Below are 15,256 nucleotides of genomic sequence, written 5' to 3'. Positions count from 1 at the left end.
TGGACTCAAAACGTGGGTCCGATATTTCTGTAGTTCTAAATTTTGACATGGATTTTCACTTCTTATTCAAAAACAATAACGCCTTTAGCATTTTTACCAGATAACATATCATCAAATGCCTGTTGTAAATTTTCTAAGGGATAGGTTCTTGTAATCATTTCATCCAGCATAATATCTCCATTTCTATAATGTTCAATTATTTTAGGAAAATCTTTTTGAGGATTACACTTACCGTATAATGGGTTGATGTATTTTTTATCCCATTCAAACAAAGACATATCAATCAGGACTTCCTCTTCAATTCCACTTACCTGTACTGCGGTTCCCGCATTTCTAATCATAGCTAAAGGTGCTGCTCCTAAAGCAGGAATAGCAGTACACTCAAAAGCATAATCGGCACCTCGCCCGTTGGTCATAGCTTTTACTTTTTCGGCGGCTTTATATAAGCCTTTATCATTTTTATCAGCCAAAATAGTATGTGTTGCTCCAAATTTCATCGCCATATCCAATCGTGTTTGATTGATATCTATGGCAATGATTTTGGAAGCTTTTGATACTTTTATGCCTTGAATCACATTCAAACCAACACCCCCCGTTCCTAAAACAACTGCCGATGAATTTTCTGTGACTTGAGCTGTGTTTACCGCAGAACCAAACCCCGTCATCACCCCACAACTCACGATACTCGCGGCACTAAAGGACATATCTTGAATGGGGTTTTTAACAACTGCCGATTCTTTTACCATTGTATATTCAGAAAGGGTACCTATATTAAAAGAACGCTCAATGGGCGTACCGTTTAAGGTAGTACCTTCTATATGTGCATGACCTTCGGTATAACCATTTGCACCCGCAACCACAGGGGAATTATTTTCGCAAATATGCTCGTTCTCCCGTTCACATTGAAAGCAAGTGCCGCATGGTGTTGCCCAATTCAAAATAACGGCATCGCCAATTTTGACACTTTTCACATCTTTTCCAATGGCTGTTACTATACCAGCACCCTCATGCCCAATAATTATGAGTTTCCCCCAATACAAAGAGTCGTGATCGGTATGGCATAAACCAGCGGCTTTTACAGCAATTAAAACCTCATCAGGTTTCGGGTTTTGAACTTCAATGGTATCAATAGAAAACGTTCCATCTCCTTTGGCTATAGCTGCTTTGCATGTTAAACCCATGTATTGTTTTTTATGTTTTTGGTTGAATCTACAAAATTACGGTAGGCATATATGGCAATCATTGTGTATTTTAGCATAAGTAGTGCTTATATTGACTTATTTGAAATAAAAAACATAAATTTACATCATAATAGAACACTAAAATACGCTGCTTTTGAAAGCAAAATTTGAAAAAGTCCCAGAATCAACCGATAGTTCCTTTATTTCTTTTTTATACGAAAAGGAAAATTTTGAGGCACCTTGGCATTTTCATCCTGAATATGAACTTACTTATATAATTAAAGGGAAAGGTATTCGGTATGTTGGCAATAGTGTACAAAATTTTGAAGAAGGCGATTTTGTGTTATTGGGCAGCAACGTTCCACATTGCTGGAAAGACACGAATTCGGACTCTAAATCAGTAAAATCCATAGTTTTTCAATTTAATGATACGTTTTTGGGACAGGGCTGGATGGAAAAAAGTGAGTTTAGGTACATAAAAAAACTATTGGAAAAATCGTCAAGAGGCATTAAATTCAATGTTGAGGCTTCAAAAAAATTTTCAAAAAAGTTAATTAATATTTTGAACAAATCGTCGTTAGAAAAACTTTTAAGCTTTGTTAAATTATTAGAATCCCTTTCAGCAATAAAATCTCATGAATTTTTGATAACAGATGGTTTTGTGCCTAATTTAAACCATAAAACAAACGAAAGAATACACCGTGTTTACAATTATGTGCATTCAAATTATTATAAAAAAATAAAACTTGGTCATGTTTCTTCCAGCGTTGCCATGAGTAATGAGGCTTTTTGTAGGTTCTTTAAGAAATCCTTGAACAAATCGTTTTTTACGTTTGTGAATGAATATAGAATCAATCGGGCTTGCGAATTACTAATTGAAACCAATAAACAAGTGTCGCAAATAGCCTATGAATGTGGCTATGAAAGCCTACCCTTTTTTTACCGCCAGTTTCAAAAATTCATAAAAACATCGCCTTTAGAGTTTAAAAACAGACATATAGCATCAAAAGCATAAAGAATGAAAATCATCTTTGCTATTAATTAAATCATTTGTTATGCTGTTTTGCTTTAGGAATCCGCACCTTTAAACTTTAAAATATATTCTGATGAAATTAAAAAATAAAGTTGAGAACGGCTTATTGTTAAGTTTGATGGTGCTCATGGTTTTGTCTTGTAAAAACCAAGGAAAAAAAGTACAGGTTTCCCAAAAACCCAATATCATTTACATTATGTCCGACGACCATACCTCTCAAGCATTTGGTATTTACGGCAGTAGATTAGCATCTTTAAACCCCACACCAACTTTAGACAAAATAGCCAATGAAGGCATCATTTTCAACAATTGTTTTGTAACCAACTCTATTTGCACACCGAGTAGAGCAACTATAATTAGCGGTCAATATAGCCAAGCCAATGGCGTGATAGATTTAGAGGGTGAAGTTGAAACAAAAAATCAATACCTACCCGAGGAAATAAAAAAACTAGGCTACCAAACGGCACTTATTGGGAAATGGCACTTGACACACCAACCTAATTTTGATTATTACAATATTTTTACACAACATCATCAACAAGGTTCTTATTTTGACCCATACCTAACGGAAAGCGGTATGCATTATGAACCTTTCAATGGAATGCCCAATTATGAAGGGAAACAATACAAAGGTCAAAGTTCGGATGTGATTACCGATATCACTTTAGATTGGTTAAAAAACAAACGTGACAAAAGCAAGCCTTTCTTTTTAATGCACCAATTTAAAGCACCTCATGACGATTTTGAATATGCACCGCGCTATAAAGACTATCTTAAAGATACAGAAATTCCGGAACCTGCCAGTTTATATGATAATGGTAATAACGGTTCTATTGCAACACGCGGGGCTAATGATTCTTTAATCCACGTTATTGGTTCTTCGGTTTCCAAAAGAAACACCATAAGACATATGGGCATGCGCATTTGGAGCACAGAATACACCAAAAGAAACAACCCGGATTTTGATACCACTCAAGCCGATGGTTTAGACGATAAGGAATACATACACAAAACCTATCAAGAATACTTAAAACGCTACCTGCGTTGTGTAAAAGGTGTAGATGATAATGTGGCGCGACTTATTGAATACCTTAAAGAAGAAGGCCTTTACGATAACACCATTATTGTTTATACAGGCGACCAAGGCTTTATGTTAGGTGAACATGATTATATTGATAAGCGTTGGATGTATGATGAGTCTATGCGTATGCCATTTTTTGTAAGATACCCAGAGAAAATCAAAGCAGGAACGAGAACAGATGCCATAATAAATAATGCGGATTTTGCACCAACTTTAATTGAATTGGCTGGAGGAACGCCACCAGAACAAATGCAAGGTCATAGTTTTAAACAAATATTGGAAACTGGCAAAGAACCTGAAGGCTGGCAACAATCGACGTATTACAGATATTGGATGCACATGGCACATGCGCATGCCAATCCCGCACATTTTGGCATCAGAACCAAAAAACATAAACTTATATTTTTCTATGGAAAGTATTGGGTAGATACCGACAACCCTGATGCCGAATGGAACAAAGCTAGTTGGGGCAACCGTTTTACCATGCACACACCAGTTGCTTGGGAGTTCTACGATTTAAGTAAAGACCCTCAAGAAATGAACAATGCCTATAAAGATCCAGCCTATAAAGACATTATTGCCAATTTAAAAGAGCAACTTGTAGCCAAACGTAAAGAATTGAATGAAGAAGATGGCGACAAGTATCCGCACATTCAAAAGGTCATTGATGCGCATTGGAATGATTAAATTGTTTTCAATGTTTTTAAATGTTTTAATCCCATTAAAATTAAATTTAACAAATGAATCATCTCATTAAAATTAGTGTCGTTGCTATTCTATTTTTATCAAATGTAGCTTTTGGTCAAATTAAAAAAGAAAACTATAAAAAACATGCTTCATATCAAGTAGAAAAATGGGAAGTTTTAGATATCAGTTTTGTTTCTAAAACACAATTAAAATCTCCATTTACGGCAGATTTTCATGCTATTTTTACGCACGAAAATGGCACAAAGCAAGAAATGCCAGGATTTTACAATGGTCAAAATGAATGGATAATACGCTTTTCCAGTTCGCAAAAAGGCAAATGGCGTTTTGAAACAAAAGGAGATTTAACTGAATTATCTGGGGAAAAGGGAAATATCATTGTTGAAAATAATGAAGACGGTAATCACGGAGCCATTGTAATCAATAAAGAAAATCCTCAGCATTTTTATTATGAAGATGGCACACCTTACTTCTTACTGGCTTTTGAATGTGACTGGTTATATGCATTGGATTATCACAATGATAAGGGCATCCCTAAAACAAATCACTTATTGGATTTAATAGGGATAAATGGGTTCAATCAAATTGTAATGAATGTGTTTTCGTATGATGTAAGTTGGGAAAAAGACGAAAAATTAAAAGAGCATCCTGAACACGAATTTGGTGGTCCAGCAACTATTTTTCCTTTTCTAGGAACAAACCAAGAACCTGACCATTCCGCATTAAATCCAGAATTTTTTCAAAAATTTGACCATACCATTAGCCTAATGCATGATAAACGGATTGTATCTCACCTCATGATTTACGTTTGGAACAAGCTTGTAGCTTGGCCAGATATGGATACCGAGGCAGATAATATGTATTTTGATTATATAATAAAGCGCTATCAAGCTTTTCCAAATGTGGTCTGGGATATTTCAAAAGAAGCCTTGTATTACGGTAGGGCAGATGAAGATTATATACACGGAAGAATAAAAAGACTAAGAGAACAAGACAAATTTAACAGATTGTTATCGGTACATGATTTTAAATATTGCTCAAGGTTTCCAGACAAAGTTGATTTCATTTCTACTCAAAATTGGTCGCATAATCTTTATGACAAGATGCTTGATGCAAGAACAAAATTTAAAGACAAACCCGTTTTTAATATAGAACATGGCGGTTATGAAGAATCTCCTTATCTGGTTTTTACAGGTGATTATACCAATGCAGAAATTTGTTTGCGCCGTAATTACATGTGCCTATTTGCAGGTGTTTACTCAACCTATTATTGGCAAGGTGCTTCATGGAATGTTATTATTCATAACCCGTTTGAACAATCTGATGATTTTATCAAACCAAAATTTGAATACTTCAATCACATGGAAAAGCTATTTACCCTGTTTGATTTTAGTACAATGACACCGTCACCTTGGCAAAACGGAAGTGCCTATAATTTAACTGATGACAATAAAACGGTTTTATTATATATTCATAAAGAAAACTATGGTATAGATGCCGCTTTCCTAAAAAAGAAAGATGAAAATAGAACATTGCAATGGTTTAATACTTTAACAGGGGAATTCACGAAAATTGAAACAGAAAACACAAAACCCCCTAAGTTTATTTCTCCATGGCGTGAAGAGGCAGATGCTATACTCATATCTAGGCTGATTGACTAAAAACGATTTAGAACATAAATTTCAATAATGAAAAAAAACATTTTATCCATAGTTTTAATTATTATAGAAACCATTGTTTTTGCTCAAGACAGACCCAATGTAATAGTTGTTTTAGCTGATGATATTGGTGTTGGAGATATTTCACAATATAGACGATTACACTCTGAAAATATTATTGTGGAAACACCTACACTGGACAAATTAGCAAAAGAGGGCATTATGTTTACAGATGCCCACTCGCCTGCTGCTTTATGTGCACCTACGCGCTATGCCATTATGACGGGGAACCATTGCTACAGAAGCTATGCACCAAGAGGTGTTTGGGGCAGTTATCAGCCTTCTCCCATAGAGCCAGGCCAACTTACTTTAGGGCATTTAATGAAGCAAGCTGGCTATAAAACATCCTTCTTTGGAAAATGGGGATTTGGAATGGATTTCGCCAGAAAAGATGACCCAAATACTGTTTACAGAGGCCCTAGGAATAAACCGGAATTAGATGTTGACATTACAAAAGTTATGGATAGAGGACCTCAACAAAATGGGTTTGATTATAGTTTTATGTATCCTGCTGGTATTCAAGCAGCTCCTTATTCAGTTTACGAGAATGGTATTATGGTGCCTTTAAATAAAAATTCTGAAATTGTTCAAATTACACAAGAAAACATGGACAAAATTGGGTTTAAGCTTGATAAAATGGAAGGTTTAGGAGATAGCTACTGGAATCCTTTTGAGGCTGGAGAGCTACTAGTAAACAAAGCTGTTGATTATATTAAAGAAAATAGTAAATCAGAAGCACCTTTCTTCATGTATTATTGCACACAAGCTGTCCATAAACCCCATACACCTTCGAAAACATTAAATGGAACAAAAATAGCAGGAACCACACCTTCAAACCATTTAGATATGGTTAAAGAATTAGATGTTCAAATGACAATGCTGGTCAATGCACTTAAGGAAAAAGGAGTTTATGAAAATACACTTTTTATATTCACATCCGATAATGGTGGATTACTTATATCTGAAACGATTAAATCTGGTCACAGTTCTAATGACACCTATCGAGGTGGCAAAAACCAAGCCTATGAAGGCGGACATAGAGTGCCATTTATTGCACATTGGCCGAATAGAATCAAATCGAATTCAATATCAAGCAAACCCATTTTAGGTATTGATATTATGGCAACGCTTGCTGCTGTAACAAATCAAAAAATAGATGATAATCAAGCTATGGATTCTTCAAATTTATTGCCCATACTACTGGATGAAAAAGACATCGAGCCTCATCCATTTCTAATCACTCAATCCGGAACTGGAAAAGAAGCCATGATTACAGAAAATGGATGGAAATTGATTCTAAAAATTAAAAATGAAAACGCATTTGAAATCGATCAAGAATTAATAGCACTTTTTAATTTGAACGAAAACCCTTTTGAAATTGAAGCACAGAATTTGATAAACAATTCAATTTATCAAGACAAAGTAGTGCGTTTATTAAATATTTATAACCAAACAAGAGCTAGTAAAGTAAACACAGGGATAAAATAAATAAGGTGGTAAAAACATCCTCATTTAAAAAAAAACAATTGACAAACTGTAACATGATTAAAATAGCCCAATGCTTTAAAAAAACCAGCATACTATAGGATGCTTACTAACAATTTAATTGCAATGTGCACTACACTAAAAAAAAGCCGTCTCAATAAATAAATTGGGGTGGCTTCTTTGTGTAATTTTATTTTAAAATATTAAGCCTTAATTAGGCTTATAAACCCTAACCCAATCAATTGAAAATGTATTATTTGCTAGGTTGCTTAGTTCATTATCGGTAGGCGTTATGCCTTGATTAGAACGCCAATCTTGGTCTTCCACTGTAAAGAGTATGTCCATTTCCTTATTTAAGCCAGTGCCATTGGTAAATTCATTTGGATCAATAATACTTTTACCGGAAACGGTTCTAACCAATACACCATCAACATAATATTTCAAATTCCAAGGATCTATCCAATGTACGCCATAACGATGAAAATCGTTGCGCCACAAAGTTGCTGGGCTGGTTTTATACCAACTTCCGGCATCAGTGGGCTGATAATCTTGAAAAGGCTGTCTAATAAACACATGATGGCTTAGGTGCATCCGTTCAGCAAAATACGTTTGATCTTTTGCTGCCCCTTCTGAATAACTGGAACCATAAGCTTCCATAAAATCAATTTCCTGAGTATCATCAGGGCTCAACAACCAAGCGCCATTGGCCAGAACAGAGTTCATTATTTTTGCTCTAGTTTCAATATATACCGGATATTGGATTCTTTTTTTAGAGGTTACTGCACCTGTATAAACCTTGTTGGTGCCTGATTTTCTTGTCGCTATTAATTTTAACATCCCGTTCTCTACAAAAGAATTTTCCCGGTTCCAATTGGTCAAACCTGGCCCTGTCCATGCATTATGGTACCAATCTGTCCATTTATTATCAAAATCAGCCCCTTTATTACCGGCAATGGCAACATAATTGAAATCGTCAGAAACATCAGATTGCAACACCCATGTTTTCCCTGTTCCAGCATCGGCAGGCACCTCATAAGCATACCAATCCTCTAGAGTTGATGTATCCACAAAATTTGCAACCACGTTTTTGTTTGCATCCATTTTTAATGGCAATGGGTTTGTGTCTCCGCTGGCATCGCCTGACCACCCTGTAAAAAGATAGCCTGCTTTTGCTGTGGCCTCAATATTTATAGTGGTGCCTTGAACAAAATTTCCAGTAGCGGGCGTTACTGTTCCCGAATTTTGCGGTGTAACTGTTGTTGTTAGTGAAAACTGAACGGGTTCATCTGACTTTGAATCCTCTTTTGAACATGAAAGCGATAGAAGAGAAAGCAGTAATAATATGTTTTTCATATCTGAATATTTTTATCTATTGAATAAAGCTAAAAGCTATTTTAAGTTTAAGAGATTGAACAATAGAATTTTTGCCAAGAAAATTATTTAATTACAAAGTAAAAATCACACGTTCTTAGAAGGTGTGATTTTTACTTTAATCTCTTTTTTAATTATTAGTCGAATGTTAAGGTCTCAAGTTAAGCTCTGCTACCGTAATATCGTCCATATAAAATTTTAAAGGCGCTGTGTTTGGCGCATTAAAGCCTCTAATCATAAAAGAGGTATCTCCAGCAGCAAATTTTGACGTTCGGAAAGAAACATATACCCATGTGTTAGTTGGGAAATTTGCTGTAAAATCGGCAGCACTGCCAATTCCCCAATCTGTTCCTGGATTCCAGTAAAAGCGCAAGTCTGGTGGGTTAGCCCCAGTAGCGTTCCCTAAGTCTGTTACATACACCCAAGCACCTATTTCATAGAGGGTATTGGCTTTTGTTGTAAACCTGATAAAATTGCCTCCAGAATCTCTATGCCCCATAATCATGCCGCCACCGGCTGCCATTTCTACATACAAACTTTTAGCGCCATCCTTGGCTTTATTTGTAGAGATTTGACGTGTATAATCTGTAAAACCAGCCCAACCTAAATTTTGCCATGTAGCATCTGCTGAAGTTTCAAAACTATAATCATAAGCACTGTTTGCTAGAATGTTTGTTTTAATAATATCAGTTAAAACAGCATCTGTAAAAGCCGTTGCATTTACCCCATCAAGAGTACTCAATACACCCGGTGTGTAAGATATTTTAACGGTGTCGTTATTATAATAAGGCTCCCCTAAACTAACCAGCACGATGTTCCCTTCTGCCGCATCTACTGTAACGGCACTTGGATCGGGAACTAAAACAGCACCCCCAGCCGTTTGGATTGAAACAGAAAAATCATTTTTATTGATTGTTGCAGGATCCATTTCCCTGCTAAATTCAAGGCCAATCGTTTGACCATCTTTCTCAAATACTCTGTCCAAGGTTACTGGATCTGTTGAAGGAATAACAGTTATAAGATCCGTAAAAATGGTTCTTTCTTCTCCAGCAGGTCTTGCTGTGTTTGCAAACAGCTCAAGACCATAGTTCCCGGTCTTTTTATAGACAACGTCAATGGTCCTTTTGTCATCAGATAAATTTGCTGTAGTAGCGCCAGTTGTCCAGGCTATATTAGCGGGTGCTCCTTCTACAGATTCAATGATGTATCGAGCCATGCGTCCCGCAGTTATTTCGTTTTTCGCACCACTTGTCAAATTTAATGCTGCACCTTCAGAACCATCGGCATTCAAGGCATAGCCTTTAAGAACGGTTTTGATTTTAGGGAGCACTGTTACTACAATGGTAGTATCCAATTCTTTTCCAATGGGGTTTGGACTATCCAAATCATAAGCTTCCCCTTTAAATACCTGATGCAAAGTAACATCGTATGTGCCTGGAACGTTAAAGAACGCTTTAACATTTTCTGTGGTTGCCGTAATATCATTGTCTGCATTTTCAATATCGGCAGCACCTTCTGGAAACGTCCATAATCTTGACACCACACCAGACGAAATATCTCCAAAAGTAATACTTCCGCCCACTCTCACCGTGTTATCAAAATTCATTTGTGAGGTTGCTATCACCCTGCTATTGGCCTCAATTAAGTCTAAATTGTCGTATATGTCACTACAAGATTGTAAGCCAAACGCAATGACTAAAATTGATATTAATAATTTAAATTTTGTTTTCATTTTTTTTCGTATTTAAATTAAAATAAATTATTACAATCCTTTATTTGATTGTTGTTCAGCTGCTGGAAGATAAAAATAATCATGCTCGGCAGCATTATACTTTTCTATTCCAATGAGAGAAAGTAAATTTACGGATCCCTCAATAAACAGAGGTGGTTGATTGAGAATAGTAGCTAAATTATCCCGTCTCCATTTTAAGTCATCGCCCATAGTGGTGAGCGTATTTTTAACCATTCCCCAGCGCACTAAGTCTCTCCATCTTTGTCCTTCAAAACAAAGTTCCAGTGGTCTTTCCACCATTTGGATATGTGTCATGATGTTCTCCTTTGTAGGAGCTACCATAGGTTGTGTGCCGTGAACTTGTTCGCTGATATGGAGCTGTGGAAATGTATTGGCATTTGCATCCAAATACTGTTGTATGGTTTTAACGCCAGCTCTTTTTCTAACTAAGTCAATATATTTTATGGCCTCCCCCACATTCGAGTTTTCATTTAAAACGGCTTCTGCGTACATTAAGTAAACATCAGCCAAACGAATGTGCCTAAAATTAATACCACTACGATTTAATGGTATTTCAGAAGTCCCTTGGTACCAGTTGGTATATTTTTTAACCAATGCCGTTAACCCCAGGCCTCTGTATGTGTGCACATTCCTATCGGTATTATCTACACCAAAATATAGGCCTTCAAAATCCTTAGGACAAATAGATGCGGAAAGTCGTCTGGAATGTACATTATCGGTATTGATTGGATTTGTAGCATCTATTTCGTCATTTGTAAAAAGTTCATGTAAATACAAGTTTGCAACTACCGTGTTAAACCCTCCAAACCCAATGGATGCATAGTTGGATGCTACCGCATTTGATTCTGCTCCGGAAACAAAAGGCGTGTCATCTACGTTGGCACCATTGGCTCCAGGATTGGCGGTAGCACTATAGGCTACTTCTAAGATGGATTCTGAATTGAATTCATTTTGATCTGTAAAATTATCTAACGCCTCTGGAGTTAATGCATATACATTAGAGTCTATTACTTCTTTAAAATCATTTGCGGCAAGCCCCCATTGTTGGTCATATAAATATACTTTTCCGCGTAATGACGTTGCAGTTCCAGATGTTACGCGTCCTAAATCTTTACTATCTGTCCATATTTTAGGCAGATTCAATCTCGCATAATTCAAATCGGGAATAATAACTTGGTCGTTTACTTCTTCAATGGTACTTGTGGGTTTATTTAAATTGGCTGCTGAAACTTCGGTATGAATAACGGCTTGACCATAGGTATGCACCAACTCGAAATAAAAAAAGGCCCTTAAACATTTAGCTTGTGCTAAAATAGATTCTTTCTCATTTTCCTTAAAAATAGAAGAATCGGCTATTTCAATGTTGTTGATTACCTGATTAGCCCTAAAAATACCAATATACAATTGGTTCCATTTATTAACCAATTGTTCACTGTTATCGGTATAAGTTAATTGTCTGAAGATATTCCATCTTCCAAAAAAAGAATAGGTGTCTGCAATATCAGCCCTTATTATTTCTTGAGATAAACCACTACCACTTATGGCTTGAAATTGCATGGCGCCATAAACGGCATTTAATGCATTGTTAAATTGCGTGCTTGTTTTCCAAAACGTAGCATCAGTAATGGAGTTTGGATTGTTAACAGTTAAAAATTCCTCCTCAGAACAACTTGTGAAAGACAACATGCAGCATGTGATAACTGCCATGGCCAATACTTTGGGTTTTATTATAAAGTGTATCATTTTTTTTAAATTAATTGTTAAAACTTAACTTTAGCACCTAGAACAAATCTTCTAGCCACAGGATAATTTCCTCTATCAACACCTCGGGTGCTTATGCCATTACCCCCAACTTCTGGGTCATATCCGGTGTAATTGGTAAACGTAAAAGGGTTGAAACCTGTTACGTAAAATTTAACACTTGAAATACTTAATTTATCAATGAGTTCTTTAGGCAAAGAGTAGCCCAATGTAATGTTACGAATCCTTAAATACGTACCATCTTCTAACCAATAATCAGATCTTGCCCTCACACTTTCCGTAGCCTCACTGTTTCTGAAACTAGGAATATCAGAATTAGGATTTTGTGGCGACCATTGGTAAAATTGATCTAAGTGCCTGCCTTGCGTATAAGCAAAGAAACGTGCGCCATTAAACAATTCTGCACCATAAGATAAATAGGATTGCACTGTTAAATCCCAATTTTTATAGGTCAAATCAAAATTCAAACCTGCTTCAAACTCTGCTTGGCCAGAACCGGCATAGACCCTATCTTGTTCATCAATTTTAAAGTCTCCATTTATATCAGCATAGCGTATATCACCTTTACTTGCGGTAGGATTTATTTTTTGATACTCGCTTAAATCTGCATCATTTTTAATGACACCTTCATTTTTCAACAAAAAGAAAGCACCCGCCTCATGCCCTACAGCAAAAAAGGTAGTTTCATCGATACTATTTCCTAATGAGAAGGTTGGTCGGCCATTTGGGTAACCACGATCAATACCATTCAAATCAACTATGGTGTTAATGTTTTTAGTGAATGTTGATGAAATGTTGTATTTCAATCCATTTTCAAATTGACCTTTATACCCTAATGCCAATTCAATACCTTCATTGGTCATTTTACCGGCATTAATAAAGATGGGGTTATAAACAGTTTCTGCTCCTGGTGCCGATGTACCGCCCGAAGGTGGTGTTTGAAAAGGCAATAACATGTCTTTTTTGTCATTACTATAAACATCTGCCGTTAAAGACAATCTGTTTTTAAACATGGCCAAATCGATACCTATATTTTTAGAAGTACTCGTTTCCCATTTCAAGTCTGGGTTTGAATATCTTCTTTGTATTAATCCAGATGCCAAAGTTTCATTGGGGCCAAATAAATAATTAACACCAGTCTCTATTTGTGTTGCTGCAACATAAGGCTGAACATCTTGATTACCCACTTGTGCATAACTTGCTCTTAATTTTAAACTATTTACAGTGTTTCCAATTTTCGAGTTTTTAAAGAAACCTTCTTCTGAAATATTCCATCCCGCAGAAGCGGATGGAAAAGAAGCATATCTATTTCCCGTTCCAAATTTTGAAGAACCATCTCTACGCACACTCAAAGATAATAAGTAACGTTCATCATAACTATATTGAATTCGGCCTAACAAACCAGCCAATGTATATTTATTAACAAAACTTGTTGGAGTAGTTGCTGAAAATGCTTGTCCTATTTCTTGAGTTTCATTAGTAGGAAAACCAATACCCCCTACAGAAAGTTGTTTAGACGTAAATTCTTCATAAGAAGACACTACTACAGTGTTTAATTTATGTTTGCCAAATTCTTTTTGGTAACTTAACATATTTTCAATAACTCTTCTGTCAGAAAAAGTATAATCCTCAGTCAGTTGCGCCTGTAGCGTTGAAGCCGTTGCATTTAGGTTTCCATCTAATCCATAAATAAAATATGATGGCCTAAAGAATTTTCTTTTGTAGTTATACTTATTATTACTTAAACTTATTTTATACTTAAGATCCTTTACAATCTCATATTCCAGATTTAAAGCAATATTAGATGAAGTCACTTTTCTTTCATCAACATTTTGTAATTGTTTGGCTAAAAAACCAAAATATATAGTGTTATCCACAGGAATGTTTACAACGTTATCACCACTAATATCTAAATCGCCTAATGGAATCTGCCAAGGATTTTGACCAATACTATATTCATATAAAGCAAAAGGTTCTTGATCTCTGTTTTCTTCAGTTAAACCTATTGTAGCAAATGCTTTAAATTTTCCTTTAGTGAATTGAGCAGTTAATCTAGAACTTAATCTATTAAATCCTGATTTAATCAATACCCCATCTTGGTCATTAAAACTGGTAGCAAAGCTTAAACTTAACTCTTTGCTTCCACCAGTAATACCTAAATCATAATTTCTAAGAATGGCATTGTTGTTTTGAACATCTCCAACAAAATCAGTATCGTAATCCAACAACTCCGGAGTTGTGATAAAGTAACCTGGCAGATTACCAGAATTCAATACGTTGTCCACTGAAAAATCAGCAAATAATTGTTGTTGTGTATTCATTAAAGGTGTTCCCGAAGTAATATTTTGAATACCTGCATAAGTAGATAATGTTACTGCAAAATTACCGGGCTTACCTCTTTTGGTTGTAATCAAGACAACACCATTGGATGCCCTTACACCATATACCGCAGCAGACGCACCATCTTTAAGAATGTCCATAGATGCTACTTGGTCGGGCGCTATGTTTGGGTTTGATTCATAAGGAACGCCATCTACTACGTATAAAGGCTCTAATTTTCCCAATAACGAACCCACTCCCCTAATTTGAATATTAGCGGCTTCACCAGGACGCCCACTAGCGGCTTGAACATTTACACCAGCAACAACGCCTTGAAGCGACTCGCCAATGTCTGAAACGGGTGCTCGAGCAATAATGTCCGCTTTAACTTGAGAAACGGCTCCGGTTACTTCTTTTTTCGTTTGGGTACCATACCCCACAACTACAACTTCGTCTAGCTGAGAAAGATTTTCTTCTAATTCTACATTAATATTGGTCTTGTTTTGAATAGGTACCTCGCGGGTAATATAGCCTACATAGCTATATACCAACACATCATTTGCTTTGGCGCTAATTTCATAATTGCCATCAAAGTCTGTAACCGTTCCTTGTGATGTTCCTTTTACCAAAACATTGACACCAGGCAATGGCATTTGATCGCCAGTAACAATTCCATTTACAGTAATGTTTTGTGATTGAATTGCTCCGCAAACGAGAAAAAACAAAGCAAATACCATAAGGCATTTATAACTTTGCTTAACACATAAGTTGAATTTCATAATTATCATTTAGTTAAAATTAGTATGTATCAAAATTAGACACAGGTTCTATGTTATCAATAAAATACTA

9 protein-coding genes are annotated in these 15,256 nt (G+C 36.0%); 4 read left to right on the top strand and 5 right to left on the bottom strand.

What is annotated here, in order from left to right:
- Window positions 1–62: 62 nt before the first annotated feature.
- On the bottom strand, window positions 63–1,181 hold the full coding sequence (locus RHP49_13750; protein WNH11953.1) for a Zn-dependent alcohol dehydrogenase: 1,119 nt from the start codon (window positions 1,179–1,181) through the stop codon (window positions 63–65).
- 154 nt (window positions 1,182–1,335) lie between these two features.
- Between RHP49_13750 and RHP49_13745 the strand changes: the two genes are divergently transcribed.
- The 4 genes from RHP49_13745 (at window position 1,336) to RHP49_13730 (ending at window position 7,206) form a co-directional block, all read left to right on the top strand.
- Window positions 1,336–2,196, top strand: coding sequence for an AraC family transcriptional regulator (locus tag RHP49_13745; GenBank protein WNH11952.1), 861 nt, complete (start codon window positions 1,336–1,338; stop codon window positions 2,194–2,196).
- A 136-nt stretch (window positions 2,197–2,332) separates the two neighbouring features.
- Window positions 2,333–3,982: a sulfatase gene (locus tag RHP49_13740; GenBank protein ID WNH14430.1), complete on the top strand. Its 1,650-nt coding sequence runs from the start codon at window positions 2,333–2,335 to the stop codon at window positions 3,980–3,982.
- A 53-nt stretch (window positions 3,983–4,035) separates the two neighbouring features.
- Complete coding sequence (locus RHP49_13735; protein ID WNH11951.1) at window positions 4,036–5,661, top strand: DUF5060 domain-containing protein; 1,626 nt, start codon at window positions 4,036–4,038, stop codon at window positions 5,659–5,661.
- Window positions 5,662–5,688: 27 nt separating this feature from the next.
- Window positions 5,689–7,206 carry an arylsulfatase gene (locus RHP49_13730; protein WNH11950.1) on the top strand — a complete coding sequence of 506 codons (1,518 nt, stop codon included), beginning with the start codon at window positions 5,689–5,691 and terminating at the stop codon, window positions 7,204–7,206.
- A gap of 207 nt (window positions 7,207–7,413) precedes the next feature.
- On the opposite strand, the gene RHP49_13725 is transcribed toward RHP49_13730, so the two are convergent.
- The 4 genes from RHP49_13725 to RHP49_13710 all read right to left on the bottom strand — a co-directional run bounded on the left by RHP49_13725 (window position 7,414) and on the right by RHP49_13710 (window position 15,186).
- On the bottom strand, window positions 7,414–8,556 hold the full coding sequence (locus tag RHP49_13725) for a family 16 glycosylhydrolase (protein ID WNH11949.1): 1,143 nt from the start codon (window positions 8,554–8,556) through the stop codon (window positions 7,414–7,416).
- A gap of 166 nt (window positions 8,557–8,722) precedes the next feature.
- Window positions 8,723–10,306, bottom strand: a complete 1,584-nt coding sequence (locus RHP49_13720; protein WNH11948.1) for a hypothetical protein — start codon at window positions 10,304–10,306, stop codon at window positions 8,723–8,725.
- A gap of 30 nt (window positions 10,307–10,336) precedes the next feature.
- Entirely contained in the window at window positions 10,337–12,070 is a 1,734-nt protein-coding gene (locus RHP49_13715) for a RagB/SusD family nutrient uptake outer membrane protein (GenBank protein WNH11947.1), read from the bottom strand.
- A 17-nt stretch (window positions 12,071–12,087) separates the two neighbouring features.
- Window positions 12,088–15,186: a TonB-dependent receptor gene (locus tag RHP49_13710; protein ID WNH11946.1), complete on the bottom strand. Its 3,099-nt coding sequence runs from the start codon at window positions 15,184–15,186 to the stop codon at window positions 12,088–12,090.
- Between the last annotated feature and the right edge of the window lie 70 nt (window positions 15,187–15,256).

This window comes from Flavobacteriaceae bacterium HL-DH10 (genome assembly GCA_031826515.1).
GTDB lineage: Bacteria > Bacteroidota > Bacteroidia > Flavobacteriales > Flavobacteriaceae > Thalassobellus > Thalassobellus suaedae.
The sequence above is the reverse complement of the archived record's forward strand: the minus strand, read 5'-3'. Positions and strand labels throughout refer to the sequence as shown.